The organism is Mumia zhuanghuii (assembly GCF_042681565.1).
GTDB lineage: Bacteria > Actinomycetota > Actinomycetes > Propionibacteriales > Nocardioidaceae > Mumia.
Window position 1 is genome coordinate 1,662,879 of record NZ_JBHUFT010000008.1, and the last position, 24,218, is coordinate 1,687,096.

Below are 24,218 nucleotides of genomic sequence, written 5' to 3' on the forward strand. Positions count from 1 at the left end.
GAGCGGCTCGGGCTAGTCGACCGGCGACGGTAGCTCGGGCGGCCGCATCGCCCAGCGGATCGTGCTCGTCGCCGCGCCGCCGGCGACGCGGAACGCGGTCGCCTCCGTGATCGGGAGCCACGGGAGGCGCAGCGGCGCACGCGCCCACACCGGCAGCAGGCCGACCGCTGCGGCGCCGAGCGCGGTATAGCCGGCGCGCAATGACCACGGCACGGGCGGGGTCAGCAGGATGAACCGCGCCGCCTCCCTGGCCGCGGGCGTCGAGGCGAGCTCGGGCCGGTACGCCTCGATCCGCTCCCGCAGTCCCTCGGTGTCGGTCGGTGGGTCATCGGCGCCGAGCGCGTACGCGACCTCCGCGGCCTGCGCGAGGTAGGTGTCGCGCTCCGCGGAGGTCAGGCGGCGCGCCCCGTACCGGTCGTGCGCACGCAAAAAGCTGTCGACCTCCGCGACGTGCACCCAGGTCAGGAGGTGCGGGTCGTCGGCGGCGTACGGACGCCCGTCCGGCGCGGTGCCGTGGACCCGCCCGTGGATCGCGCGGACGATGCGCACCGCCCGCTCGGACGTCTCGAGCGTGCCGAACGTCGTCTCCGCGAGGAAGCCGCTCGTCCGCTGCAGCCGGCCCCAGGGGTCGCCGCGATAGCCGGAGTGCTGGTCGACGGCGGCCATCGCGAGCGGGTGCAGCGACTGGAGGAGCAGCGCGCGGATCCCGCCGACGAACATCGACGCGTCCCCGTGGACGGTCCAGATCGGGTCGTCGGGGCCGAAGCGGCGCGGCCCTTCTGCACCGTGGATCCGGGCGCGCCGTCCCTCGCCGTCGTCGCCGGCGATCCTGGCGAAGACCGCCTCGGCGAGCACCTCTCGGACACCCATGGAGCCAGCCTACGGGTGCTCGCTGTCAGACCCGGCCCATCGAGGCCACCGACACCGTGACCGCGCGCGCGAAGGTCTCCGCTGCGCCGTCGACGTATGGCAGGAAGAGCGCCGGCTCGGTCAGCTCGAGCTCGATGACCTGAGGCTTGCCGTCGGGCCCGGTGACGAGATCGACCCGGGCGTACAGCAGGTCGATGCCCCCGCCGAGCGACTTGCGAGCCGCCCGCAGGGCCTCGGCCGCGACGCGGAGCTGGTCGGTCGTCGCCGTCGTCGGCGTGATCCGCTCACGGGCGTCGCGGACCTCGCGCACGCCCTCGCCAGGAGCGAGCATCGCCCCCTTGACGACCGCGTGCGAGTACTCGCCGCCAGCGAACAGCACCGCGGTCTCGCCCTCGGTGTCGACGGAGGCGACGTACGGCTGGAGCATCGACGTCCGTCCGGCCCCGACGAGGGCGCGGCTGTGCTCGAGCGCATCGGCGGGGTCCGCCCAGCGCGCGGTGTCGGCCGAGCCCGCGGACACCGCCGGCTTCACGACCCATTCGACACCGTCGACGGCGATCCCGAGCGCGGTCGCGTGTCCGACGAGGGCCTCCTCGTCCGTCACGTCCCACGCCGTCGGGATGACGGGGCAGCCGTGGACGGCGAGGTCGCGCAGATAGGTCTTGTGGGTGTTCCAGGTGAGGACGTCGGCGCGGTTGCGCAGGCGTGGCACCTGACGTGCCCAGGTGAGGAACTCGTCGCGGCGGGGCGTGTAGTCCCAGGTGGTCCGTACGACCGTCAACGCGTAGCGGTGCCAGTCGACGTCCGGGTCGTCCCAGACCTCGACGCTGACCTCGTGGCCGAGGGCGCCGAGCGCTTCGCTCAGCAGCTTGATCTCGGGATCGTCGGTCGTGGAGGCGGCGCTGGCCAGGGCGATGAGGGCCACGGTGTTCCTTCGTACGGGACTGCAGGGGCGGGTCTGACGCTACGTGACGGCCCCCCCGTCGCCGTCGGCCACCTGCTTGCGAAGGTCGTGGGAGATGGCGGACTCGCTCGCGAAGTAGGCCAGTCCCCACTCCGCGACGCGTGCCGGAGAGCGCCGCCGGGGGTCGTCGCCGAGCATCTCGCGCACTGCCCGCAGGTCGGCGGTCCGCTCCTCGAGCTGCGCGATGTAGGTGGAGAGCCACTGCTCGACCTGCTCGGGTCCGACCATGTGGCCGAACATCAGGCGCAGGGCGACCGGGTGCTTGAGCACCGGGAAGTCGGGCTCGCTGGTCGTGAGCCAGGTGAGCAGGCGCTCGCGACCAGCGGTGTTCAACGCGTACCGGCGGGTGCTCCGGCGCACGTTGCCCGCGTCCGTGGCGTCCACGAGGCCGAGCCGGGCGAGGCGCGCGAGCTCGGTGTAGACCTGGCTGGTCGCGGGGGAGACCCAGTAGTAGCGCATGGTCTGGTCGCAGCGCTGCTTGAGCTCGTACCCGGTCAGGCCCTCGGGGTCGTCGTCGGGATCGAGCGCGAGCAGGCCGAGGAGTGCGTACGAGGTCGTTGACAGGTCTGCCGCCATGTCCTTAGCGTAGCGAGTATTCCAATTAGGAATATCGTACGAGGAGGGCGCGATGGATGCGGTGCTGCTGATCGGGACGCGCAAGGGCCTGTGGATCGGCCGGTCGGGTGACCGGGTCTCGTGGGAGCTCGAGGGGCCGCTCTTCCCGATGACCGCGGTCTACGCGACGTGCATCGACACCCGTGGCGACAAGCCTCGGCTGCTGGTCGGCACGATGAGCGAGCACTGGGGCCCGCAAGTGAGCTGGTCCGACGACCTCGGGGCGACCTGGTCGGAGACGAACGGCGGCGGCATCCGCTTCCCCGAGGGGACCGACACTGCGCTCGAGCAGGTGTGGCAGCTGACGCCGGGCTCGCAGCCGGACGAGGTTTGGGCGGGGACGCAGCCGTCCGCGCTGTTCCGGTCGACCGACCGCGGCGAGACGTTCTCGCTCGTGCAGGGCCTGTGGGACCACCCGCACCGCCCGGAGTGGGGTGCGGGGTTCGGGGGCCAGGCGATCCACACGATCGTGCCCGACCCGACCGATCCCGAGCGGGTCACGGTCGCGATGTCGACGGGCGGTGTCTATCGCACCGAGGACGGCGGCGCGTCGTGGTCGCCGTACAACACGGGCATCAAGGCCTACTTCCTCCCCGACCCGTGGCCGGAGTTCGGCCAGTGCGTCCACAAGGTCGCGATGCACCCCGCGCGGCCGGACGTGCTCTTCGCGCAGAACCACCACGGGGTCTATCGCTCGGACGACGGCGGCGACTCGTGGACGTCGATCGCGGACGGGCTGCCGAGCGACTTCGGCTTCCCGATCGTCGTGCACCCGGGGCGCCCTGAGACCGTGTACGTGTTCCCGCTGGTGGCCGACTCCGATCGCATGCCGCCGGGTGGGGCGCCGCGCGTGTGGCGCTCCGACGACGCGGGCACGACGTGGCGCGAGCTCGGCAAGGGGCTCCCCGACACCTCGTACGCCGCGGTGATGCGCGACGCGTTCAGCGCCGACGACGGGCCTTCGAACGGCCTGTCTGCGGGGCTCTATCTCGGCGCGCGCGACGGCTCGGTCTACGCGAGCGAGGACGAGGGGGAGTCGTGGCGGGAGGTGGCGGCTCACCTGCCGGACGTGATGAGCGTTCGCGCTGCGCTGCTCTGAACGACCGCACGGTCAATGGCTAAGGCTTGATTTCGTACGATCAAGCGCGCATGCTTGATTCATCACGATCAATGTCTAGCCATTGACGAGGGGGTCACGTCATGTATGTGATGACGCTCGACCAGCGCGACAGTCGCCGCGGCCACGACGCCGTGCCCGAGCTCCTGGACGGCCTCGAGTCGGTCGCTCAACCCGTGCGGGCCTTCGAACGTACGGCGGGCGACGAGGTCCAAGGCCTGCTCGATGATCCGGAGGACGTCGTCCGGATCATCGCCCACGCGCTGCGCGACGGCCGGTGGTGGATCGGCGTCGGTGTCGGCGAGGTCGAGGGACCGCTCCCCGAGACGACCCGAGCGGGCCGCGGCCCCGCGTACGTGCGTGCCCGTACGGCCGTCGAGCGCGCCAAGTCCGAGCCGCAGCCGGTCGCGGTCCGTGCCGAGGACGCCGAGCCCGCCGACGATGCCGAGGCCGCGCTGTGGCTGCTCGCGAGCCTGCTGGGTCGCCGCAGCGAGGCGGGCTGGGAAGCGGTCGACGCCATGGCGTCGGGCGACCTCACCCAGCGCGACGCCGCGTCCGCGCTCGGCATCTCCGCCCAGGCGATGAGCCGCCGGCTCGCGGTCGCGGGGTGGACCGAAGAGCGCCGGGGCCGTACGCTCGCCGCGCACCTGCTGGCCGCGAGCGACCCCGAGCAGAAGGCGAGCCGATGAGGACGGACCCCCGATGACCGCGTACGTGATCGTGATCGCCGCAGCCGCGGTCGGCCTGGTCGGATGGGCGTTCGCCCGTACGACGACGGTGCGGGTGGTGACGGGCGCTGGTCTGGCCGTCGCCCTCGCCCTCGCGGTGGTGGCGACGATCTTCGAGGATCCGGTCACCGGCTCGCGGCACGACGTGATGGTGCTGTTCGCGCTCGTGCTCGCCGTCTGCGGGGGAGCGGTCGTCACGACCGCGGCGTTCGAGGTCATCGACTCCGCGCGGCCGGCGGTCGGCGAGGGCGCCACGGTCAAGGCCGCCGCGGACGTCCTGCGCGGCGGCGCGTGGATCGGCGCGCTCGAGCGCCTCGCGGTGTTTGGGGCGCTCGCCGCGCGCTGGCCCGAGGGGGTGGCGATCGTGCTCGCCGTGAAGGGCCTCGGCCGCTATCCCGAACTGCGGGCGCAGGAGACCGGTGGGACGCCGCACTCGGGCGCCGCCGAGCGCTTCATCATCGGGACGATGGTGAGCGTGATCTGGGCTGTGGCATGCGTGTACGTCGCCTTCGCCCCGTACGTCGTGGGCGTGCGCTGAGCGAAGACGCCAGCCCGGCGCCTCCGGAGGGAGGCGCCGGGCCCGAGCGCTCAGAGTCTGTGCGTCAGACCGTGCCGAGCGAGCGCCAGTAGGCGTTGAGCGCGCCGTTGGTCTTCACGAACCACACGATCGGGCCGACGATGATGAAGCTGCCCGGGAAGTACCAGAGGCCGGTCGCGCCTCCGACGGGCTTGCGCTCGCCGCGGCGCTCGTACAGGCCGCCCACCTCACTCGAGGTGACGAAGGCCAGGACGAACGGGACGAACAGCGCGAGCAGGAGCGCGACGCCGCCGCCGACGCCGACGCCGCTGTGCCGCTTCATCTCGCTGTGGGTCTTGAACCACCACACCCACGTGTAGATACCGAGGGTGACGATCGTCAGCAGGATGCAGACGCCGGTGGAGCGGATCTTGCCGGTCGGGGTGCCGACGGGGGCAGCTGTCGGGGGTGCGGGAGCGTTCTGGGTGGGGGTGTCGTTCACGATCGTCCTTCATTGAAGTGCGGGGTCGGACGGACCGTAGCGGTTGGGGAGGTCGCTGGGGAAGGTTTTCGTACGAATGGTTCTCGCGGAGCGGTCCCGCGGCGCCGTGGGGTGCGCGGCGGTCGTAATCTTGCGGGCATGGCCTCCGAGACCCCCGACATCAAGCCGCGCAGCCGTGACGTGACCGACGGACTGGAGAGCGCCGCGTCGCGCGGCATGCTCCGAGCCGTCGGCATGGGAGACGAAGACTGGGAGAAGCCCCAGATCGGCGTCGCGTCCAGCTGGAACGAGATCACGCCCTGCAACCTCTCCCTCGACCGGCTCTCGGACGCGGTGAAGAACGGCGTGCACGCGGCCGGCGGCTATCCGCTGGAGTTCGGCACGATCTCGGTCTCCGACGGCATCTCGATGGGCCACGAGGGCATGCACTACTCGCTCGTGTCGCGCGAGGTCATCGCCGACTCGGTCGAGACCGTGATGATGGCCGAGCGGCTCGACGGCTCGGTGCTGCTGGCCGGCTGCGACAAGAGCCTGCCGGGCATGCTCATGGCGGCGGCACGCCTCGACCTGTCCAGCGTGTTCCTGTACGCGGGCTCGACGATGCCGGGGCAGGTCGACGGCAAGGACGTCACGATCATCGACGCCTTCGAGGCCGTCGGCGCGTGCCTCAAGGGCCTCATCTCGCGCGACGAGGTCGACCGCATCGAGCGGGCGATCTGTCCGGGCGAGGGTGCCTGCGGTGGCATGTACACCGCCAACACGATGGCGTCGGTCGCCGAAGCCCTCGGCATGTCCCTCCCGGGATCGGCCGCGCCGCCGGCCGTGGACAGCCGGCGCGACGGGTTCGCCCGCCGCTCCGGCGAGGCCGTCGTCAACCTGCTCCGCCAGGGCATCACGGCGCGCCAGATCATGACCAAGCCCGCCTTCGAGAACGCGATCGCCGTCGTCATGGCGCTCGGTGGCTCGACCAACGCGGTGCTGCACCTCCTCGCGATCGCGCGTGAGGCCGAGGTCGACCTGACGCTCGAAGACTTCGTCCGCATCGGCGAGAAGGTCCCGCACCTGGGCGACCTCAAGCCGTTCGGCCGCTACGTGATGAACGACGTCGACAAGGTCGGCGGCATCCCCGTGATCATGAAGGCGCTGCTCGACGCCGGGCTCATGAACGGCGACACCCTCACCGTCACCGGCAAGACGATGGCCGAGAACCTCGCCGAGCTCGTCACCACTTCCGTCGACGGTGACGTCATCCGCAAGCTCGACAACCCGATCCACGCCACCGGTGGCCTCACGATCCTCGAGGGCACGCTCGCGCCGGAGGGTGCGGTCGTCAAGAGCGCGGGCTTCGACGAGTCCGTGTTCACCGGCACCGCCCGCGTGTTCGACGGTGAGAAGGCCGCGATGGCCGCGCTCGCCGACGGCACCGTGGCCGCGGGCGACGTCGTCGTCATCCGGTACGAGGGCCCCAAGGGCGGCCCCGGCATGCGCGAGATGCTCGCGATCACCGGTGCGATCAAGGGTGCCGGTCTCGGCAAGGACGTCCTGCTCCTCACCGACGGGCGCTTCTCCGGTGGCACCACCGGTCTGTGCGTCGGGCACGTCGCCCCCGAAGCCGTCGACGGGGGGCCGATCGCGTTCGTCACGGACGGCGACCCGATCACGCTCGACGTGGCCAACCGCCGCCTCGACGTCGAGATCGACCCCGACGAGCTCGAGCGCCGCAAGGTGGGCTGGACCCCGAAGCTCCCCGTCGTCCCGCCGCGCGGGGTGCTCGCGAAGTACGCCAAGCTCGTGGGCTCCGCGGCCGACGGCGCCGTCCTCGGCTGACGCGTACGACCCCCATACGACCCTGCTGCACGACGATGCGTTCCGACCTGTCCGTGGTCGGAATGCATCGTCGTTCCGGGGGACTGGCGTGGACGCGCCGCGATGTGGGACGGCGATCTCATGATGCGAGACGGGCTGGAGCCTGGCTTGACCCTTTCGGACGGTTCGCGCACTCTTGACTCGTGCGCAACCTCCTTCTCGTACGTCACTGACGCGCGACCGGCCTCCCGGTCCCGCGTCACCCCTCGAATGCCCATGCGGGCCGAGGGGTTTTTTCTTGCCAAGCGCAGCCTTGTCGAGAAGACGGCATCACGAGCAAGCAGTCAGCCGCACGAGGGCACCCGCCCGACCCGATGTACCGGCGCCGAGCCGGTCGGCATGAAGGGACAGCGATGAGCGAGCAGATCACCGGGGCTCAAAGTCTCGTCCGGGCGTTGGAGCACGCCGGGGTCGAGGTCGTCTTCGGTATCCCGGGAGGGGCGATCCTTCCGGCGTACGACCCGTTGATGGACTCCGAGAAGATCCGCCACATCCTCGTACGTCACGAGCAGGGTGCGGGCCACGCAGCCCAAGGCTATGCCGTCGCCAGCGGCCGCGTCGGCGTCTGCATGGCGACCTCCGGACCGGGCGCGACGAACCTCGTCACCGCCATCGCCGACGCCTACATGGACTCTGTGCCGATCGTCGCCGTCACCGGTCAGGTCCCGAGCCGCGCGATCGGGACGGACGCCTTCCAGGAGGCCGACATCCGCGGCATCACGATGCCGATCACCAAGCACAGCTTCCTCGTGACCGACCCGGCCGAGATCCCGCGCGCGGTCGCCGAGGCGTTCCACATCGCCTCGACCGGACGCCCCGGGCCGGTCCTCGTGGACATCTCCAAGGACGCCCTCCAGGCGCTGACGACCTTCACGTGGCCGACCGAGGTCCAGCTGCCGGGATACCGCCCGACGACCAAGCCGCACGGCAAGCAGGTGCGCGAGGCGGCGCGACTGATCGCCGAGGCACAGCGCCCCGTCCTGTACGTGGGTGGCGGCGTCGTCAAGGCCAACGCGTCCACCGAGCTCAAGGTGCTCGCCGAGATGACCGGCATCCCCGTGGTCACCACCTTGATGGCGCGCGGCGTGTTCCCCGACAGCCACCCGCTGCACCTCGGCATGCCGGGCATGCACGGCACGGTGGCGGCCGTCGGCGCGCTCCAGAAGAGCGACCTGCTGATCTCGCTCGGCGCGCGCTTCGACGACCGCGTGACCGGTGAGCTCGCGTCGTTCGCCCCGGACGCCAAGGTCATCCACGCCGACATCGACCCTGCCGAGATCTCCAAGAACCGCACGGCGGACGTGCCGATCGTCGGCGACGCCCGCGAGGTCATTGCCGACCTCGTGGTCGCGCTGCAGGCCGAGTACGCCGAGAAGCCTGCCGACTACTCCGCGTGGAGCGCGCACATGCAGGACGTGGCGCAGCGCTGGCCGCTGGGGTACGACGAGCCCACCGACGGCTCGATGTCGCCGCAGCGGGTGATCCAGCGCATCGGCGAGATCGCCGGCCCGGACGCCACGTACACCGCCGGCGTCGGCCAGCACCAGATGTGGGCCGCCAACTTCATCGGCCACGAGCGTCCCGCCCGCTGGATCAACTCCGGCGGCATGGGCACCATGGGTTTCTCCGTCCCCGCGGCGATGGGTGCCCAGGTCGCTCGACCGGGCGAGGTCGTGTGGGCGATCGACGGCGACGGGTGCTTCCAGATGACCAACCAGGAGCTTGCCACCTGCGCGCTCGAGGGCATCCCGATCAAGGTCGCGATCATCAACAACTCGTCGCTCGGCATGGTGCGGCAGTGGCAGACCCTCTTCTATGAGGGCCGCTACTCCAACACCGACCTGCAGACCGGCCCGGACGCCGCCCGGATCCCCGACTTCGTCAAGCTCGCCGACGCGTACGGGTGCGTGGGTCTGCGCTGCGAGAGCCCCGACGACCTCGACGACGTGATCGCGAAGGCGATGTCGATCACCGACGTGCCCGTCGTCATCGACTTCGTGGTCCACCGCGACGCGATGGTGTGGCCGATGGTTCCGGCCGGCGTCAGCAACGACCTGATCCAGATCGCGCGCGACATGGCGCCCGACTTCGGCGACGAGGAGCTCTGACCTGATGAGCAAGCACACCCTGTCAGTCCTGGTCGAGAACACCCCCGGTGTCCTCGCCCGCGTCGCGAGCCTGTTCATGCGTCGCGGCTTCAACATCGAGTCGCTCGCGGTCGGGCAGACCGAGATCCCCGAGATCTCGCGCATGACGATCGTCGTGAACGTCGACGAGCTGCCGCTCGAGCAGGTCACCAAGCAGCTCAACAAGCTCGTGAACGTGCTCAAGATCGTCGAGCTCGAGCCGTCCGTGGCGGTCGAGCGCGAGCTGATGCTGATCAAGGTCCGCGCCGACGGCCAGACCCGCGGGCAGGTCCTCGAGACCGTCCAGCTGTTCCGGGCGAAGGTCGTCGACGTGGCGGTCGACGCCGTCACCATCGAAGCGACGGGCGACCCGGGCAAGCTCTCAGCGATGCTGAGGGTGCTCGAGCCGTTCGGCATCCGCGAGATCGCCCAGTCCGGGCGGGTCGCGATCGGCCGCGGCGGGCGGTCGATCACCGACCGCACTCTGCGCGCTGTCCCCGGCGGGTCCAGCCAGACCGCCTGAGCGTACGGTCGTACCCACGGCCGCACCTGACTCAACCACCGGCACCGACAGGTGTCACTCGGCACCACCAAGAAGGAGTTACCCCGTGCCTGAGCTGTTCTACGATGACGACGCCGACCTGGGCGTGATCCAAGGCCGCAGCGTGGCCGTCCTCGGCTACGGCAGCCAGGGCCACGCCCACGCGCTGTCGCTGCGCGACTCCGGCGTCGACGTCCGCGTCGGCCTGCCCGAGGGATCGAAGAGCCGCGCCAAGGCCGAGGCCGAGGGCCTGCGTGTCCTCACGCCCGCCGAGGCCGTCGCCGAGGCCGACGTCATCGTCGTCCTCGCACCAGACCCGGCCCAGCGCTCGCTGTATGCCGAGGCCATCGAGCCGAACCTCAACGACGGCGACGCGCTGATCTTCGGCCACGGCTTCAACATCCGCTACGGCTACGTGAAGCCGCCGGCCGGTGTCGACGTCGGCATGATCGCGCCGAAGGGCCCCGGTCACCTGGTCCGCCGCGAGTACGTCGAGGGTCGCGGTGTCCCCGTGCTCGTCGCCGTCGAGCAGGACGCGACCGGCAACGCCTGGCCGCTGGTCCTCTCGTACGCCAAGGCGATCGGCGGCCTGCGCGCCGGCGGCATCAAGACGACCTTCACCGAGGAGACCGAGACCGATCTCTTCGGCGAGCAGGCCGTCCTCTGCGGCGGCGTGTCCGCGCTGGTCCAGGCGGGCTTCGAGACGCTGACCGAGGCTGGCTACCAGCCGGAGGTCGCCTACTTCGAGTGCCTCCACGAGCTGAAGCTGATCGTCGACCTCATGTACGAGGGCGGCATCGCCAAGCAGCGTTGGTCGGTCTCCGACACCGCCGAGTACGGCGACTACGTGTCGGGCCCGCGGGTCGTCGACGCGCGTGTCAAGGACAACATGAAGGCCGTCCTGGACGACATCAAGAACGGCGCGTTCGCCGAGCGCTTCATCGCCGACCAGGACGCCGGTGCGCCGGAGTTCAAGAAGCTCCGTGCCGAGGGCGAGCAGCACCCGATCGAGGCCACAGGCCGCGAGCTGCGCAAGCTCATGTCGTGGGTCAAGAGCGCCGACGACGACTACACCGAGGGCACCGCAGCGCGCTGACCCTCGTACGTTCCGACCGGCGGTGAGTCCGGTCCCACGCGCATCACCGGCGTGGGACCTGGCTCACCGCCGTCGTCGTTGGCGGGGCGGAGGGATGTCTCCTGGATAGATGAGGCGGGCGAGCCAACGGCGGGACGCGAGGTAGACCTCGCGCACCCCTCCGCGGCGCCACGCGCGGCGGACGCGACGGGCGGGAGCCATGCATACCCCTCGGGGGAAGGAGTCGGGTGGGTTGCCCGCACGCTAGCGGTCGAGGCGGCGTCGCGGAAGGGTCTCGGGCACGTTCTGTTATCGTCGCCAGCAGTTGCAAGGCCGGGGTGCCCGAAGGGCTGAGAACACACCCGCCGAACCTGATCCGGGTCATACCGGCGAGAGGGAGCCTGATGCTCGATCCACGTACTGCTGCCCACGTCCACGACCAGCTCCGGGCGCAGGGCCCGCTGGTGCAGGTCATCACGAACTATGTGTCGATGGACATCGCCGCGAACCTGCTGAACGCCGCAGGCGCGTCGCCGGCGATGGTCCATGACGCCCGCGAGGCCGGTGAGTTCGCCGGCATCGCCCAGGCCGTCGTCGCCAACATCGGCACGCTCTCCCCGCCATGGGTCGACGGCATGCTCGCCGCGGTCGAGGTTGCCTCGGCCTCCGGCAAGCCCTGGATCCTCGACCCGGTCGCGGTCGGTGCCACCGCCTACCGGCGCGAGTCCGTCGCCGCCCTGATCGAGCACCGGCCGACCGTGATCCGGGGCAACGCGAGCGAGATCCTCGCGATCGCGACATCGACGGGCGCCGGGCGCGGGGTCGACGCTGATGCCGACACCGCCGACGTGCGTACGGACGCCGAGGCGCTGGCCTCCAAGCTCGAGACCGTGGTCGCGATGACCGGCGCCGTCGACATCGTCACCGACGGCACCCGTACGGCCGAGATCCGCGGCGGCGACGCGAGGGCGCCGATGATCACGGCGCTCGGGTGCTCGGCGAGCGCCCTGGTTGGTGCGGCGTGCGCGGTGCACGACGACGCGTTCGAGGCGTCGGCGAGTGCGCTGGCGATCCTGACGGCCGCGGTCGAGCAGGCCGCGCCGCTCGCCGAGGGGCCCGGCTCGCTGCGCTGGCGGCTGCTGGACGCGCTGTCCACGCTGTCGTCCGACGCGGTCGCCGAGGTCGTCGCGCGCTGATGGTCGGCCCGGCTGGAGACGTCCGTCTCTATCTCGTCACCGGGGCGGTGCCTGGCCGCGCTGACCTCGTCGACGTCGTCGCTGACGCGGTCGACGGAGGAGTGACGACCGTCCAGCTCCGCGACAAGGCAGCGACGACCGACGACCGCGTCCGACTCGCGGCACGGATCGCCGAGCGGGTCGGTGCCCGGGCGTCGTTCGTCCTCAACGACGACCTCTCGGCGGCGCGTGCTGTCCCTGGTGCCGGTCTCCACGTGGGCCCGGACGACCTCCACCCCGCCCGAGTGCGGGAGGTGCTCGGCGACGACGTCGTGGTCGGGTGGTCGCTGCACCGCGTCGAGCAGCTCGACGACGAGGAGGCTCTCGCCGCGTGCAGCTATCTCGCGGTGAGCCCGGTGTGGCCGACGCCGACGAAGACCGACACGACGGCGCCGTGGGGACTCGACGGCGTACGCCGCCTGCGCGACCTCGTACCCTCCGACCTGCCGCTCGTCGCGATCGGCGGCATCTCCGCGTCGAACGCCGCGTCGGTCATCGACGCCGGCGCCGACGGCATCTGCGTCGTCTCCGCGATCTGCGCGGCGCCCGCTCCGCGCGCAGCCGCCCGTACGCTGCGCGACATCGTCGACACCGCCCTCGCCGCCCGCCCGGAGGCCCAGCTGTGAGCACCGTGCCCGTCATGCTGTCGATCGCCGGCTCCGACCCGTCGGGGGGTGCGGGCATCCAGGCCGACCTCAAGACCGCGTCCGCCCTGGGCGTGTACGGGGCCGCGGCGTTGACGGCGCTGACCGTCCAGAACACCCGTGGCGTCACCGGCATCCACGCCGTGCCGCCGGACTTCGTGGCAGACCAGGTCCGGGCGGTCCTCGACGACCTCGAGGTGGGCGCGATCAAGATCGGCATGCTCGGGACCGCCGACGTGGTCGTTGCGGTGGCGGAGGTGCTCCGTACCGCTGACCTGCCGGTCGTGCTCGACCCGGTGATGGTGGCGACTTCGGGTGACCGGCTGGTCCCCGTCGACACGATCGACGCGATCCGGACGACACTCCTGCCGCTGGTCGCGGTCGTCACGCCCAACGTGCCCGAGGCGGCGGTGCTCGTGGGAGCTGAGGAGGCGGCCGACGTCGCTGGCCTCGGGGCGGCGGCGCTCGCCCTGCGGGAGAGAGGCGCCGCGGCGGTGCTGGTCAAGGGCGGCCACCTCGGCGGCGCCGAGAGCGTGGACGTGCTGGCTGACGCCGAGGGTGTGCGGTCGTACGCGGCGCCGCGCATCGACACCCCGAACACGCACGGCACCGGGTGCTCGTTGTCGTCGGCGATCGCCTCCGGGCTCGCGCTCGGGATGCCGTTGCGGGACGCCGTCGCGATGGCCAAGGACTATCTCACCGGTGCGCTGCGCAGCGGTGAGACGCACTCCGTCGGGCACGGTCACGGCCCGATCGACCACCTGTGGAGGACACGCGGATGACGTTCTCCGACGAGGCGTGGAAGCACGTCGCCGGCTGGTACGACGCGATCCTCGCGCACCCGTTCGTCGCGGGACTGGCGGACGGCACGCTGCCGGAGGACGTGTTCGCGCGCTATCTGCTCGACGACGCCCACTACTTGACGTCATACGGCAGCACGCTCGCGATGCTGGCGGCGCGTGCGGGCGATCCGGCGCTGTCGGCGGGGCTCGCACATGCGGCTGCCGAGGCGGTCGAGGCAGAGCGGCTGATGCATGAGGAGTTCCTCGTGCCCCGCGGACTCGATCCTGACGGCCCGGACGCCGCTGAGCCGACGCCGACCTGTCGGGCGTATGCCGGCACGCTGCTCGCGGATGCCGCGTACGCGCCGGTCGAGGTCGGGCTTGCGGGAGTGCTGCCCTGCTTCCGCGTCTATCTGGAGGTGGGGCGCGCGATCGCTGCGCAGGCGACCGATCCGGCGCATCCGTACCGCGCTTGGATCGACACCTACTCCGACCCCGCCTTCGACGCCGCCGTCACACGTGCAGAGGGGTGGACCGATCGCCTCGCAGAGGCGGCGACGCCCGAGCGCCGTACGGAGATGCTTGCCGCGTACGCCCGGGCGACGCGGTTCGAGTGGATGTTCTGGGACGCCTCCTGGCGCGGAGAGACCTGGCCGACGGCCTGACCTCCCCGCGCCCGCGAGCCTTCACTGACAGCCGGACATCTCGCGGATCTTGATCGTCTGGACGCCCTCTGCGACGGCGTCGGCCACCGCCCGCACCCCGTCGGCGTACTCGCCCTCGGCGTCCATCGGCGCGAGGAGCGGCCAGTCGCGCCCGCTCGCCAGCGCGTCGGCCGCGACCTTCCTCGCAGGAGCGTCTCCGGCCTCTTCGGCGCGCTGGAGCTCGCGGACCCAGCCGCACACGACCGGCTCGAGCACCTGGGCGCTGAGCTGGTAGCGGTCGTTCGTGCCGAGGTCGTCGAGCGCCGCACGGTCGAGACCCGGCGGGATGGGCACCCCGGTGAGGAGCTCGCCGACCACCTTTGACGCCTTGTCGGGTGTGACGATCTCGGGCGGCATCGCCGCGAGCCACTCCTCGACCGAGACTGCTCGTATGGTGCGCAGGACCGCGGCGATCTCTGCACGGTCCTTCCACCCGGCGATGCCCGTGCGGATCTCGGAGAACGTGCCGCCGGACGGTCGGAGCATCACGGCGATGTCCTTGGACGAGTACCGGAACTCACTGCCTTCCTGCCCGTCGATCGAGAACGGCGTCGGCTCGGAGACGTCGAGCCGATCCTCGTAGTAGCCGTCGTAACTGTCGGCGGGGTACCACGTCATGTCGAGCTCGCGCTCGCCGTTCGCGAAGACGATCGTGCCCTCGTCGGCGCGGAACCCGTAGACGTGGGCCGCTTTCCAGCCGGGCTCGCCGATCAGCAGGCGCGGCTGGCGGCGGGCGACCTCCACGACGGCAGCAGCGTAGGTGACGGGGGCCGTGACCACGGGCGGCTCGGAGGAACTCGGAGGTGCGGCCGGTGTCGTCTCCGGATCGCCGCCCGAGCCCACCCAGGCGGGGACCACCAGGGCGGCGGTGAGGACGGCGGCAGTCGCGACCACCCCCGCCAGCGGCAGCCGCCGGGATCGCTGTGACCGTTGTGACTGCTGCGGATCGGCGGTCACGATCTCCTCCAGGAGCGCGCGGTCGGCTCCGTGCAGATCAAGCAGCGCGGTGTCGACGTACGGGTCGGCGGCGCCCAGCAGACGGTCGAGGTCGAAGTCGTTGTCGTTCATGATCCCTCCTCGGGACTGGGTACGGTGCGGATGCTCATCTCGTGTCCGGCAACGGGGTCGGCGTCACCGAGGGCATCGCGGAGCCTTCGGCGGGCGCGCGACAGACGGGTCCGTACGGCGGTGGGGCTGATGTCGAGGACGTGGGCGATCTCGCGGGGCTCGAGACCCTCCCATGCCGACAGCATCAGGAGCTCGCGGTCGCCTGCTGCCAGTCGTTGCAGGGCAGCGCGTACGGCTGCGCGCTCGGTGACATGGTTGGCAGGGTCGGGAGTGAACGCGTCCGTCAGCTGCTGACGCAGTCGCTCGCCGAGGCGCTCGCGGCGCCGCCCGCTGCGTTCGGCGTTGGAGCGGACGTGGCGGGCGACCACGTACAGCCACAGGCGGCTGTCCTCCCCGGCCGGCATCGTGTCCATGCGCCGCCAGGCGACGAGGAACGTCTCCGCGACGAGGTCGGCAGCATCGTCAGGGTGACGCGTGCGGCGTACGGCGTACGCGAGGAGCGCGTCGAAGTGGGCGGCGTAGAGCTCGCGAAAGCGCTCCTCGCGAGCCGGGTCGGGGTTCATCACGTCACTTCATGTCCGGCGCATAGCCGATCGTGACACCGACTACGCCGTCAGCGCGGGGCGGCGGCGAGGCGGTGCCGTCGGTGTCGCGCGGCCAGCGAGCACCGTCTCCCACGCGAGCGCGAGGCGGTCGACGGCGTCCGCGAGGTGCTCGGCGGTGCGGGCGTACGGGAGCCGCAGCGAGGTCTCGCCGCCCCCGTCGGGGAAGAACCGTGGCCCCGCAGTGAGCAGCAGGTCATGCGCTTCCGCAGCGACCGCGAGGCGGCTCGACGCACGCGAGGGCAGGCGGATCCACAGCGACAGGCCACCGACGGGGGAGTTGAGCCCCCAGTCCGGAAGGCGCTCGCGCAGCGCCGCGGTGAGCTCCTCGCGCCGTGCGCGGAGCCGTTCGCGCCGGCCGTCGAGCAGCTCCTCGCGGACGCGCAGCAGCTCGGCGACCGCCAGCTGCTCGAGCACCGGCGTCCCGATGTCGAACGTCTCGCGCGCCGCGACGAGTCGTGGGACGACCGCATGCGGTGCGCGGATCCACCCGATGCGCAGCCCTCCCCAGAACGTCTTGCTCGCGGACCCGAGGGTGATCGCGCCGGGATGGTGCGCGGCTAGCGGGACCGGCATCGCACGCTCGTCGACGTCAAGGGCGAGCTCGGCCATGGTCTCGTCGACGATCGGCGTGGTCGTCGAGCGACGCAGGATCGATGCCACCTCGTGACGCGTGACGTCGTCCATGAGGGCGCCGGTCGGGTTCTGGAAGTCGGGGATCAGGTACGCCCAGGCGACCGGAGCCGCCCGTACGGCTGCCGCCAGCGCATCGAGGTCGAGCCGGTGGCCGTCGTGCGGGACCCCGACGACGCGCAGGCCACTCCGGCGCAACGAGTCGATCGCGTTGGGGTAGGTCGGGCTCTCCACCGCGACCCGGTCGCCCCGCGTGGCGAGGGTACGGGCGACGAGGTTGAGCGCCGACTGTGCGCCGGAGGTGATGAGGATCTGGTCGGGATCGGTCGGCAGCCCGCGCTCGGCATAGCGCTGCGCGACCAGCTCGCGCAGCACCGGCACGCCGACCGTCTCGTACCCGGTCTGCGCGAGGTACTCCGGGAGCTGCTCCAGCGCGCGCCCGTACGCCAGCCCGACTCCCGGGGCGGCCTGGCCGGCGGCGATCGTCCAGCCGACCATGCTCGAACCGGCGGGAGGCATGTACGGAGGGCGGGTGCCGCGGGGGAGGGCGACGACGCTTCCCGAGCCGCGGCGCGAGACCAGCAGCCCGGCCTCGCGCAGAACCCCGTACGCGCGGGTGACCGTCGTGCGGCTGACGGGGAGTGCGGCGGTGAGCTCACGCTCGCTCGGCAGGCGGGTCCCGGCAGGGATGCGTCCGTCCAGGACGAGGAGCCGGACGAGGTCGGCCAGCTCGCGATAGCCCGGAGGGTCCTCTGGAGCAAGGTCGAGCAGCGCGTGCAAGCGGCTGGCGGAGAGATTGGCGGTGGCCATGTAGGCCAATCTGCCACGATTGGCTATCGAAAGGTAGTCCAGTCAAGCCTCATGATGGCGCTATGGCCCGCGCTCCTTACACCCCGATCTCCGCCTCACCGCTCGAACAGCTCCGCTCGGGCGGTCTCGGACGGAGGCTCCCGCAGCTGGTGTTCGGACTGATGCTCTATGGCTGGTCGATGTCGCTGATGATCGAGGCGGGCCTCGGCCTGGACCCGTGGGACGTCTTCCACGAAGGGCTGACACGCTATCTGCCGCTCACCTTCGGCCAGATCACCATCCTCGTCGGCGCCCTCGTCTTGCTGCTGTGGATCCCTCTGCGGCAATGGCCGGGCGTCGGCACGATCCTCAACGTGATCCTCATCGGCGTCGCCGTCGACCAGGGCCTGTGGCTCCTCGAGCAGCCGGACTCTCTCGGGCTTCGTGCCGTGATGCTGGTCGCCGGCGTCGTGCTCAACGGTCTCGCCGGCGCGCTCTACATCGGCGCGCACCTCGGTCCCGGGCCCCGCGACGGACTCTTTTTGGGACTCGTCCGTCGTACGGGGTACAGCGTGCGGCTGATGCGGACGTCGGTCGAGATCGCCGTGCTCGCTCTCGGCTGGGTGCTCGGCGGGACCGTCGGGGTGGGCACCGTGCTCTATGCGCTCGCGATCGGCCCGCTCGTCCAGGCGTTCCTGCCGCTCGTCCAGGTGCAGATGCGTGAGCCGGAGATCGCGCCCGAGCCCGCTTGACCCGAATGTCTCAGATGCGGGTCGCGAGGATGACCGAGGCGTCCTCGGCGACCATGACCTCGACGGAGATGAAGCGCTCGTCGGTCAGCCACTGCTCGCGCACGACGTCGACGCGGCCCTCGTAGATCGGGGGCCAGGTGAACGACGGAGTGAAGTCATCGAGCACGACGATCCCGCCCGGCTCCATCAGGTCGGCGACGACGTCGACACTGCGCTTGACGTCGCGGACATCGACGAACAGCAGCGAGAACGGCGCGTGCTGCTCGAGGGAGCTCCAGTCGCCTGAGGTCACCTCGATCGCCGGCGTGTCGGAGAACAGGTCCTGGACGGCCTCGGCGAGCGTGGGGTCGAGCTCGGCGCTGACGATGTGGGAGCCCTTCGCGACGCCGCTCGACAGCCAGGCCGATCCGACGCCGCAGCCTGTGCCGAGCTCGGCGAGGGTGCCCGTACGGGACGCGGCGAGCGCTGCCAGCAGTCGGCCGGTCTCGTTGCGCGTGGCCGTGATGAAGCCCTTGCGCCTCGAGAGATCGAGGGCGCGCGCGACGAGGAGAGGTACTTCGGTGGGGGCGCTCACATGACGAGTCTTTCACATGTCAGAGGCCGGACAAGAGTCTCAGTCATCGAGATCATTGCCAGAACTGGTGGCGTGATCGCGAGAGCCCGCTTAAAGTCGTCGGCATCATGCGGACACAGGTCGTATTCCTCATTTGCCGCGGCGGGGCCACTTAGGCCGACACCTCGCCGCGGTGCTTGGCGTTGGCCGACTACCCGCAGCGAGGATCCCGCAGCACCACTCTTGACCTCCTCCCATTCGGGGAATCGGTTCTTCTGCCTTTCGGCCGCCGCTTCCTTTCAGGCGAACGCACGCCTATCCCGAACAGGAGAGACCGATGTACGAGATGCAGTACTCAGAGTGGGGCCCGAGCCGTCACTGGTCCGAGAGTGCCTGGAACGACGAGGGGCGCGACGAAGGTCCGCGCAACCCCGTCCAGACCGCGCTCGACCTGCGCGACAACGGCGGGCCGCGACCGGACGACAACTGACCGCCCGGCCTGACCAGATGGTGAGATCCCAGTATCAGATGCTGGGACCCGTGTGAGTAGAGTACGAGACATGACACGCAGCTTCTCCCTGGCCGTGATCCCCGGAGACGGGATCGGCCCCGAGGTCGTCTCCGAGGCGACCCGCGTCCTCGACGAGGTCGCGCGCGCCCACGACGTGACGTTCGCGCAGACGACGTACGTGCTCGGTGCCGAGCACTACCTCGACACGGGAGAGGTCCTGCCTGACGCGACGCTGGCCGAGATCCGCAGCCACGACGCGATCCTTCTCGGCGCGATCGGTGGCAAGCCGGGCGATCCCCGACTGCCCGCCGGACTCCTGGAGCGCAACCTGCTCCTCCGTCTTCGCTTCGAGCTCGACCACTACGTGAACCTCCGTCCCACGAAGACGCACTCACAGGTCGATTCCCCGCTCCGCAACCCCGGCGACGTCGACTTCGTCGTGGTCCGCGAGGGCACCGAGGGCCCGTACGTCGGCAACGGCGGCCGGCTCCGGGCCGACACGCCTCACGAGGTGGCGACCGAGGTCAGCCTCAACACCGCCTTCGGGGTCGAGCGTGTCGTCCGCGACGCCTTCGCCCGTGCGCAGGCCCGTCGCAAGAAGCTCACGCTGGTCCACAAGACCAACGTCCTCGTCCACTCCGGAAGCCTCTGGTCGCGCATCGTCGACGCCGTCGCCCCGGAATTCCCCGAGGTCACCGTGGACTACCTCCACGTCGACGCCGCGACGATCTTCTTCGTCACCGACCCGGCGCGCTTCGACGTGATCGTCACCGACAACCTGTTCGGCGACATCCTCACCGACCTCGCCGGCGCCATCTCCGGTGGCATCGGCCTTGCGGCGAGCGGCAACATCAACCCCAGCCGTACGGCACCGAGCATGTTCGAGCCGGTCCACGGCTCCGCGCCCGACATCGCCGGGCAGGGCATCGCCGACCCGACGGCCGCGATCGGCTCCGTCGCACTGCTGCTCGACCACCTCGGGCTTCCCGAGGCCGCCGCGCAGATCGACCGTGCGATCGCCGCCGACATCAGCGCTCGTACGGGCAAGCGCAGCACCAAGGAGGTGGGGGAGGCCATCGCGGCGCGCGTGGCCGGTGACGTATCAGGGGTGTGACCCACATCCCCTCTCGTCACCGCACCGTTAGGTCAAGTACCGTGCCAATCATGACCACCTCCGCCGACGCCACGTTCTCGTACGCGCTGGAGCCGACGCCTTCGCCCGTGCCTGAGCAGCGTCGCGCCGAGATCCTTGCCAACCCCGGGTTCGGGCTGCACTTCACCGATCACATGTTCACCGCCGAGTGGACGCCCGAGACCGGATGGGCCGCTCCGACGGTCAAGCCGTACGGCCCGCTGCAGCTCGATCCGGCGACTGCCGTCCTGCACTACGCGCAGGAGATCTTCGAGGGCCTCAAGGCGTACGCGCACGCCGACGGCTCGGTCTGGACGTTCCGTCCGGACGCCAACGCCGAGCGGTTCCAGCGCTCCGCGCACCGCCTCGCGCTCCCCGAGCTGCCCGTCGACTGGTTCGTCGGCTCGATCGACGCCCTCGTCCAGGCCGACCGCGCGTGGGTCCCGACCGGGGGAGAGACAAGCCTCTACCTGCGCCCGTTCATGTTCGCCTCCGAGGCGTTTCTCGGTGTGCGGCCGAGCAAGCACGTCACGTACTGCGTGATCGCCTCGCCCGCCGGTGCCTACTTCGCCGGCGGCGTCAAGCCTGTCAACATCTGGCTCTCGCGCGAGTACGCCCGCGCGGGCGCCGGCGGCACGGGTGCGGCGAAGTGCGGCGGCAACTACGCGTCGAGCCTGCTTCCTCAGCAGATCGCGGCCGAGCACGGCTGCGACCAGGTGGTGTTCCTCGACTCCGAGCAGCACACCTACATCGAGGAGCTCGGCGGGATGAACCTCTATTTCGTCCACGACGACGGCACCATCGTGACGCCGGCGAGCGACTCCATCCTCGAGGGCATCACGCGTGACGCGCTCGGCACCATCGCGGCCGACCTCGGCCACACCGTCGAGCACCGCCGCTTCAGCATCGACGAGTGGATCGACGGTGTCTCGAGCGGGCGTGTGACCGAGGTGTTCGCGTGCGGGACTGCTGCGGTCGTCACGCCGGTCGGCGCGCTGCGCTGGGACGGTGGCGAGGTCGTGAGCAGCGAGGGCGACGGCGGCAAGGTCACGATGGCGATCCGCGAGGCGCTCATCGACCTGCAGTACGGCCGTACGCCCGACACCCACGACTGGATGCACCGCGTCGTCTGATCGCGCTGGCGTGGGGCGCCGCGGCGTAGCGCGACGCCCCACGTGGTCGCTCAGCGCACGCGGACCTTTCCGATCCTTCGGTTGTCTGCCGACGACGACCCGACGTACACGGCGGTGTTGCCCTCAGGCGTCACCCAGCCGTGGGTGTCCTCGTCCCAGTACGACAGGGACTCCTTCGGCACCTTGATCGTGATCGTCTTGGAGCGACGGGGCGCGAGTGTCACGCGCTCGTACCCGGCGAGCTGTCGCGGCGGCGACTCGACGCCGGGCAGGCGCCCGACGTACACCTGCGGCACGGCGGTGCCGCGGCGGTTGCCGGTGTTGGTGACGCGGACGCGCACCGACACCTTCTTGCCGCCGCGGTTGCCCTTGACGACCTGCGCTCGTGAGAAGCGGAACTGTGTGTACGACAGCCCGTACCCGAACGCGTACGAGGGCTCGACCCGGTTCTCGAGAAATCCCCGGTAGCCGACGAAGATGCCCTCGTCGTACACCTCGGTGCCCTCGTTGGGCGTCGGGACCTGATCTTCGTTGCGTGGCACGGTGACCGGCAGGCGGCCGGACGGGTTGACGTCGCCGAAGAGCACGTCGGCGATCGCGTTGCCCTGCTCCTGCCCCGGGTACCAGGCCTGAAGGATGCCCCGGACCCCGCGCTGCCAGGACGCGACGGTCGTCGGAGAGCCCGTCGTGATCACGACGATCGTGCGCGGGTTGACGGCGGCGACCTTGCGGATCAGCTGCTCCTGCTCCTTCGGGAGGCCGAGGTTCGGTCGGTCGACGCCCTCGGTCTCGTAGTTGCGCACCACCACGACGGCCGTGTCGGCGTCGTCCGCAGTGTCGACCGCCTCCTGCATCGCCGGGCTGGTGATCGTGTCCGCGTGGGTCCACCAGAACCGGAGCTGGCCGCCCTGGTAGCTGTTGAGCGCCGGTGCGGCGTAGTCGATCGCGACCGCGTGCGGCTCGCCCGCCTCGAAGAAGATCCGCTCGCCGGACGTCCCGAGGTCACCGCTCCGGTCGACGACCTCCTCGCCTTCGATGGTGAGCGTCGCATCGCCGCGGGCGGTGAGCCCGAGCGTGTAGAACCCGTCGGTCGGCGCGGTGAACGTCCCGCGCCACTGCACCGACAGGTCGCCGGTCAGCCCGAAGTCACCTCGTGACGTCGGGATCTTCGGAGAGGCGGCGTTGAACCCCGGGAAGTTCTGGAACCCGAAGTTGATGTTCGCGTTCGGATCATCCTGGACGAGGTGTGGTGCACCGGAGAACGTCGTGTTGCTCCAGTACGTGGCGCTCAGCCCCGTACCGCTGCCGTCCTCGGGTGTCAGCACGGACGACGGGACGGGTGCCGGACCGGGCAACAGGTCTCCTTCGGAGATGCCGTCGGTCCCTGCTGCGTACGAGACGTCGACGCCAGATCCCGCCCGGTTCTCGATGCCCTCGAGCGGGCTGACCGAGGCGGTCGGCATGGAGATCTGGGACGAGCCGCCGCCCTGTGCCGACGTGTTGTCCGCGTCAGGTCCGATGACGGCGATCGACCGCGAGCGGCGGGTCAGAGGCAGCGCCTCGCCGCGGTTCTTCAGCAGGACCGTGCCCTCGGCGGCGACCTTGCGAGCAAAGTCGCTGTTGCGCTCCTTGTCCCACTCGGTCACGACGGGGCGATCGTCGAAGAGCCCTAACCCGATCATCGGGCGCAGGATCCGTCGCGCCATGTCGTCGAGGCGTTCCATCGACACCTCACCAGCTGCGACGGCGGCGACGAGCCGTTCGCCGAAGTTGGCGCTGCCCGGGCCCTGGTCTCCGGGCTGCTCCTGGTCGAGGCCGGCGTTGGCGGCCTGCACGGTGCTGGGCGTCGCGTTGTAGTCGCTCATGATGAACCCGCGGAAGCCGAGCTGCTGCTGCAGGATCGTCGTCATTGCGTCGTTCTCGCACGAGTACGTGCCGTTGAGCTTGTTGAACGAGCACATCATCGCGCCGGGCTTGCCGTCGCGCTGGACGATCCCGAACGGGCGCACATAGATCTCCTGGAGCGCGCGCTCGTCGACCACGGCGTTCACGTTGAAGCGGTCCGTCTCCTGGTTGTAGGCGAACGGGTGCTTGGCGGTCGCGACGACGGGATGCGACTGGATGCCAGCAACCACGGATGCGGCGAGGTTGCCGACGAGCAGCGGGTCCTCGCCGAATCCCTCGAAGCCACGACCCCACAACGGGGTACGGGCGATGTCCGCTGATGGCGCGAGCGAGAAGTTGTGTCCGCTGTCGAAGGCCTCCTGGCCGAGCAGGGAGCCCCACTCCTCGGCGAGGTCGTCGTCGAAGGTCGCGGCGAGCGCGGTGCCCGAGGGGAGCTGGGTCGAGCTGCGGTCGATGGCCGGGTCGGCGATGCGGACGCCGAGCGGGCCGTCCGCCATCGTCGAGGCCGGGATGTCGAGGCGGGCGATGGCGTTGTTGAAGAAGCCGTAGTTGTTGTTGAGCTCGCCGGTCGCGAGGTCGGCCTTCTCCTCGGTCGTCATCTGGGCCAGGATCTCCTCGACCCGCTGCTCGACCTCAGGGGAGTCGTCCCAGTCGGTGATTCGGTACGAGTGTTCGCGTTGAGCGCCACCGGCGCCGTCACCCGGTGGGGCGGCGGCGCCGGTGGAGGCCAGTGCGACGGTCGTGGTTGCCGCGACGACGAGTGCGGCGCCGCGGAGCTTGGCTCTGTTCATGGCATGTCTCCTCCTGAGGAACCCGAGAGCACGGTTCCTGCGCGCCGTACCCGGACAAAACGG

24 protein-coding genes and 1 riboswitch are annotated in these 24,218 nt (G+C 70.7%); of the genes, 15 read left to right on the plus strand and 9 right to left on the minus strand.

The annotated features are described in order from the left end of the window. Window positions 1–12 precede the first annotated feature (12 nt). From ACFSDF_RS16465 to ACFSDF_RS16475, 3 genes are read right to left on the minus strand one after another with little or no spacing between them, the layout of a single operon-like run. The gene (locus ACFSDF_RS16465; RefSeq protein WP_167003783.1) at window positions 13–870 is read right to left on the minus strand and encodes an oxygenase MpaB family protein; all 858 of its coding nucleotides are present in this window, start codon (window positions 868–870) and stop codon (window positions 13–15) included. A gap of 25 nt (window positions 871–895) precedes the next feature. Further along, window positions 896–1,795 carry an ATP-grasp domain-containing protein gene (locus ACFSDF_RS16470; RefSeq protein WP_182397095.1) on the minus strand — a complete coding sequence of 300 codons (900 nt, stop codon included), beginning with the start codon at window positions 1,793–1,795 and terminating at the stop codon, window positions 896–898. Between the two features lie 39 nt (window positions 1,796–1,834). Next, window positions 1,835–2,410 (minus strand): PadR family transcriptional regulator, encoded by a 576-nt coding sequence (locus ACFSDF_RS16475; protein ID WP_167003781.1) that lies wholly within the window; start codon window positions 2,408–2,410, stop codon window positions 1,835–1,837. 52 nt (window positions 2,411–2,462) lie between these two features. Between ACFSDF_RS16475 and ACFSDF_RS16480 the strand changes: the two genes are divergently transcribed. The 3 genes from ACFSDF_RS16480 (at window position 2,463) to ACFSDF_RS16490 (ending at window position 4,832) form a co-directional block, all read left to right on the plus strand. Next, window positions 2,463–3,548 (plus strand): sialidase family protein, encoded by a 1,086-nt coding sequence (locus ACFSDF_RS16480; RefSeq protein WP_167003779.1) that lies wholly within the window; start codon window positions 2,463–2,465, stop codon window positions 3,546–3,548. 101 nt (window positions 3,549–3,649) lie between these two features. Continuing rightward, window positions 3,650–4,255: a hypothetical protein gene (locus ACFSDF_RS16485; RefSeq protein WP_167003778.1), complete on the plus strand. Its 606-nt coding sequence runs from the start codon at window positions 3,650–3,652 to the stop codon at window positions 4,253–4,255. Between the two features lie 13 nt (window positions 4,256–4,268). After that, window positions 4,269–4,832, plus strand: coding sequence for a hypothetical protein (locus ACFSDF_RS16490; RefSeq protein ID WP_208322364.1), 564 nt, complete (start codon window positions 4,269–4,271; stop codon window positions 4,830–4,832). Between the two features lie 64 nt (window positions 4,833–4,896). Here the strand turns inward: ACFSDF_RS16490 and ACFSDF_RS16495 are convergent, their stop codons facing one another. Then, window positions 4,897–5,313: a DUF4234 domain-containing protein gene (locus ACFSDF_RS16495; protein ID WP_208322363.1), complete on the minus strand. Its 417-nt coding sequence runs from the start codon at window positions 5,311–5,313 to the stop codon at window positions 4,897–4,899. Window positions 5,314–5,451: 138 nt separating this feature from the next. Between ACFSDF_RS16495 and ilvD the strand changes: the two genes are divergently transcribed. The 8 genes from ilvD (at window position 5,452) to ACFSDF_RS16535 (ending at window position 14,247) form a co-directional block, all read left to right on the plus strand. Beyond that, window positions 5,452–7,140 carry a dihydroxy-acid dehydratase gene (gene ilvD / locus ACFSDF_RS16500; protein ID WP_167003776.1) on the plus strand — a complete coding sequence of 563 codons (1,689 nt, stop codon included), beginning with the start codon at window positions 5,452–5,454 and terminating at the stop codon, window positions 7,138–7,140. 392 nt (window positions 7,141–7,532) lie between these two features. Further along, window positions 7,533–9,287: an acetolactate synthase large subunit gene (locus ACFSDF_RS16505; protein WP_243842976.1), complete on the plus strand. Its 1,755-nt coding sequence runs from the start codon at window positions 7,533–7,535 to the stop codon at window positions 9,285–9,287. A 4-nt stretch (window positions 9,288–9,291) separates the two neighbouring features. Further along, window positions 9,292–9,828 carry an acetolactate synthase small subunit gene (gene ilvN, locus ACFSDF_RS16510; RefSeq protein WP_167003773.1) on the plus strand — a complete coding sequence of 179 codons (537 nt, stop codon included), beginning with the start codon at window positions 9,292–9,294 and terminating at the stop codon, window positions 9,826–9,828. An 85-nt stretch (window positions 9,829–9,913) separates the two neighbouring features. Then, window positions 9,914–10,942 carry a ketol-acid reductoisomerase gene (ilvC, locus tag ACFSDF_RS16515; RefSeq protein ID WP_167003770.1) on the plus strand — a complete coding sequence of 343 codons (1,029 nt, stop codon included), beginning with the start codon at window positions 9,914–9,916 and terminating at the stop codon, window positions 10,940–10,942. A 303-nt stretch (window positions 10,943–11,245) separates the two neighbouring features. Then, a riboswitch (TPP riboswitch) is annotated at window positions 11,246–11,337 on the plus strand. After that, window positions 11,326–12,117 carry a hydroxyethylthiazole kinase gene (thiM, locus tag ACFSDF_RS16520; protein WP_167003768.1) on the plus strand — a complete coding sequence of 264 codons (792 nt, stop codon included), beginning with the start codon at window positions 11,326–11,328 and terminating at the stop codon, window positions 12,115–12,117. Its footprint overlaps the riboswitch before it by 12 nt. Continuing rightward, a complete protein-coding gene (thiE, locus tag ACFSDF_RS16525; RefSeq protein WP_167003766.1) occupies window positions 12,117–12,782 on the plus strand; it encodes a thiamine phosphate synthase in 666 nt (221 codons plus the stop codon). Before thiM ends, thiE begins: the two co-directional genes overlap by 1 nt. After that, on the plus strand, window positions 12,779–13,582 hold the full coding sequence (gene thiD, locus ACFSDF_RS16530; protein ID WP_243842975.1) for a bifunctional hydroxymethylpyrimidine kinase/phosphomethylpyrimidine kinase: 804 nt from the start codon (window positions 12,779–12,781) through the stop codon (window positions 13,580–13,582). Before thiE ends, thiD begins: the two co-directional genes overlap by 4 nt. After that, window positions 13,579–14,247, plus strand: a complete 669-nt coding sequence (locus ACFSDF_RS16535; protein ID WP_167003764.1) for a TenA family protein — start codon at window positions 13,579–13,581, stop codon at window positions 14,245–14,247. Before thiD ends, ACFSDF_RS16535 begins: the two co-directional genes overlap by 4 nt. A 21-nt stretch (window positions 14,248–14,268) precedes the next feature. Here the strand turns inward: ACFSDF_RS16535 and ACFSDF_RS16540 are convergent, their stop codons facing one another. From ACFSDF_RS16540 to yczR, 3 genes are read right to left on the minus strand one after another with little or no spacing between them, the layout of a single operon-like run. Beyond that, window positions 14,269–15,354, minus strand: a complete 1,086-nt coding sequence (locus ACFSDF_RS16540) for a hypothetical protein (RefSeq protein WP_167003762.1) — start codon at window positions 15,352–15,354, stop codon at window positions 14,269–14,271. Beyond that, window positions 15,351–15,917: an RNA polymerase sigma factor gene (locus tag ACFSDF_RS16545; RefSeq protein WP_167003760.1), complete on the minus strand. Its 567-nt coding sequence runs from the start codon at window positions 15,915–15,917 to the stop codon at window positions 15,351–15,353. The genes ACFSDF_RS16540 and ACFSDF_RS16545 overlap by 4 nt, the downstream gene beginning before the upstream one ends. A 42-nt stretch (window positions 15,918–15,959) precedes the next feature. Beyond that, the gene (gene yczR / locus ACFSDF_RS16550) at window positions 15,960–17,399 is read right to left on the minus strand and encodes a MocR-like transcription factor YczR (protein WP_167003758.1); all 1,440 of its coding nucleotides are present in this window, start codon (window positions 17,397–17,399) and stop codon (window positions 15,960–15,962) included. 62 nt (window positions 17,400–17,461) lie between these two features. Here yczR and yczE point away from each other — a divergent pair, with 62 nt between their 5' ends. Next, complete coding sequence (gene yczE / locus ACFSDF_RS16555; protein ID WP_167003756.1) at window positions 17,462–18,130, plus strand: membrane protein YczE; 669 nt, start codon at window positions 17,462–17,464, stop codon at window positions 18,128–18,130. A 10-nt stretch (window positions 18,131–18,140) separates the two neighbouring features. Here the strand turns inward: yczE and ACFSDF_RS16560 are convergent, their stop codons facing one another. Continuing rightward, entirely contained in the window at window positions 18,141–18,704 is a 564-nt protein-coding gene (locus ACFSDF_RS16560; RefSeq protein WP_167003754.1) for an O-methyltransferase, read from the minus strand. A gap of 316 nt (window positions 18,705–19,020) precedes the next feature. Between ACFSDF_RS16560 and ACFSDF_RS16565 the strand changes: the two genes are divergently transcribed. The 3 genes from ACFSDF_RS16565 to ACFSDF_RS16575 all read left to right on the plus strand — a co-directional run bounded on the left by ACFSDF_RS16565 (window position 19,021) and on the right by ACFSDF_RS16575 (window position 21,459). Continuing rightward, entirely contained in the window at window positions 19,021–19,173 is a 153-nt protein-coding gene (locus tag ACFSDF_RS16565; protein WP_167003752.1) for a hypothetical protein, read from the plus strand. Between the two features lie 70 nt (window positions 19,174–19,243). After that, a complete protein-coding gene (locus ACFSDF_RS16570; RefSeq protein WP_167003750.1) occupies window positions 19,244–20,308 on the plus strand; it encodes a 3-isopropylmalate dehydrogenase in 1,065 nt (354 codons plus the stop codon). 50 nt (window positions 20,309–20,358) lie between these two features. Beyond that, a complete protein-coding gene (locus tag ACFSDF_RS16575) occupies window positions 20,359–21,459 on the plus strand; it encodes a branched-chain amino acid aminotransferase (RefSeq protein ID WP_167003748.1) in 1,101 nt (366 codons plus the stop codon). Window positions 21,460–21,509: 50 nt separating this feature from the next. Here the strand turns inward: ACFSDF_RS16575 and ACFSDF_RS16580 are convergent, their stop codons facing one another. Further along, a complete protein-coding gene (locus tag ACFSDF_RS16580) occupies window positions 21,510–24,155 on the minus strand; it encodes a beta-glucosidase (RefSeq protein ID WP_167003747.1) in 2,646 nt (881 codons plus the stop codon). Between the last annotated feature and the right edge of the window lie 63 nt (window positions 24,156–24,218).

Excerpts from the sequence above, each read along its gene's own strand:
- yczR (WP_167003758.1), bottom strand. The coding sequence starts at position 17,399 with ATGGCCACCGCCAATCTCTCCGCCAGCCGCTTGCACGCGCTGCTCGAC.
- ACFSDF_RS16540 (WP_167003762.1), bottom strand. The coding sequence starts at position 15,354 with ATGAACGACAACGACTTCGACCTCGACCGTCTGCTGGGCGCCGCCGAC.
- ACFSDF_RS16475 (WP_167003781.1), bottom strand. The coding sequence starts at position 2,410 with ATGGCGGCAGACCTGTCAACGACCTCGTACGCACTCCTCGGCCTGCTC.
- ACFSDF_RS16480 (WP_167003779.1), top strand. The coding sequence starts at position 2,463 with ATGGATGCGGTGCTGCTGATCGGGACGCGCAAGGGCCTGTGGATCGGC.
- yczE (WP_167003756.1), top strand. The coding sequence starts at position 17,462 with ATGGCCCGCGCTCCTTACACCCCGATCTCCGCCTCACCGCTCGAACAG.
- ACFSDF_RS16570 (WP_167003750.1), top strand. The coding sequence starts at position 19,244 with ATGACACGCAGCTTCTCCCTGGCCGTGATCCCCGGAGACGGGATCGGC.
- ilvN (WP_167003773.1), top strand. The coding sequence starts at position 9,292 with ATGAGCAAGCACACCCTGTCAGTCCTGGTCGAGAACACCCCCGGTGTC.
- ACFSDF_RS16505 (WP_243842976.1), top strand. The coding sequence starts at position 7,533 with ATGAGCGAGCAGATCACCGGGGCTCAAAGTCTCGTCCGGGCGTTGGAG.
- ACFSDF_RS16545 (WP_167003760.1), bottom strand. The coding sequence starts at position 15,917 with ATGAACCCCGACCCGGCTCGCGAGGAGCGCTTTCGCGAGCTCTACGCC.
- thiE (WP_167003766.1), top strand. The coding sequence starts at position 12,117 with ATGGTCGGCCCGGCTGGAGACGTCCGTCTCTATCTCGTCACCGGGGCG.
- thiM (WP_167003768.1), top strand. The coding sequence starts at position 11,326 with ATGCTCGATCCACGTACTGCTGCCCACGTCCACGACCAGCTCCGGGCG.
- ACFSDF_RS16580 (WP_167003747.1), bottom strand. The coding sequence starts at position 24,155 with ATGAACAGAGCCAAGCTCCGCGGCGCCGCACTCGTCGTCGCGGCAACC.
- ACFSDF_RS16485 (WP_167003778.1), top strand. The coding sequence starts at position 3,650 with ATGTATGTGATGACGCTCGACCAGCGCGACAGTCGCCGCGGCCACGAC.
- ACFSDF_RS16575 (WP_167003748.1), top strand. The coding sequence starts at position 20,359 with ATGACCACCTCCGCCGACGCCACGTTCTCGTACGCGCTGGAGCCGACG.
- ACFSDF_RS16465 (WP_167003783.1), bottom strand. The coding sequence starts at position 870 with ATGGGTGTCCGAGAGGTGCTCGCCGAGGCGGTCTTCGCCAGGATCGCC.
- ACFSDF_RS16535 (WP_167003764.1), top strand. The coding sequence starts at position 13,579 with ATGACGTTCTCCGACGAGGCGTGGAAGCACGTCGCCGGCTGGTACGAC.
- ACFSDF_RS16565 (WP_167003752.1), top strand. The coding sequence starts at position 19,021 with ATGTACGAGATGCAGTACTCAGAGTGGGGCCCGAGCCGTCACTGGTCC.
- ilvD (WP_167003776.1), top strand. The coding sequence starts at position 5,452 with ATGGCCTCCGAGACCCCCGACATCAAGCCGCGCAGCCGTGACGTGACC.
- ACFSDF_RS16490 (WP_208322364.1), top strand. The coding sequence starts at position 4,269 with ATGACCGCGTACGTGATCGTGATCGCCGCAGCCGCGGTCGGCCTGGTC.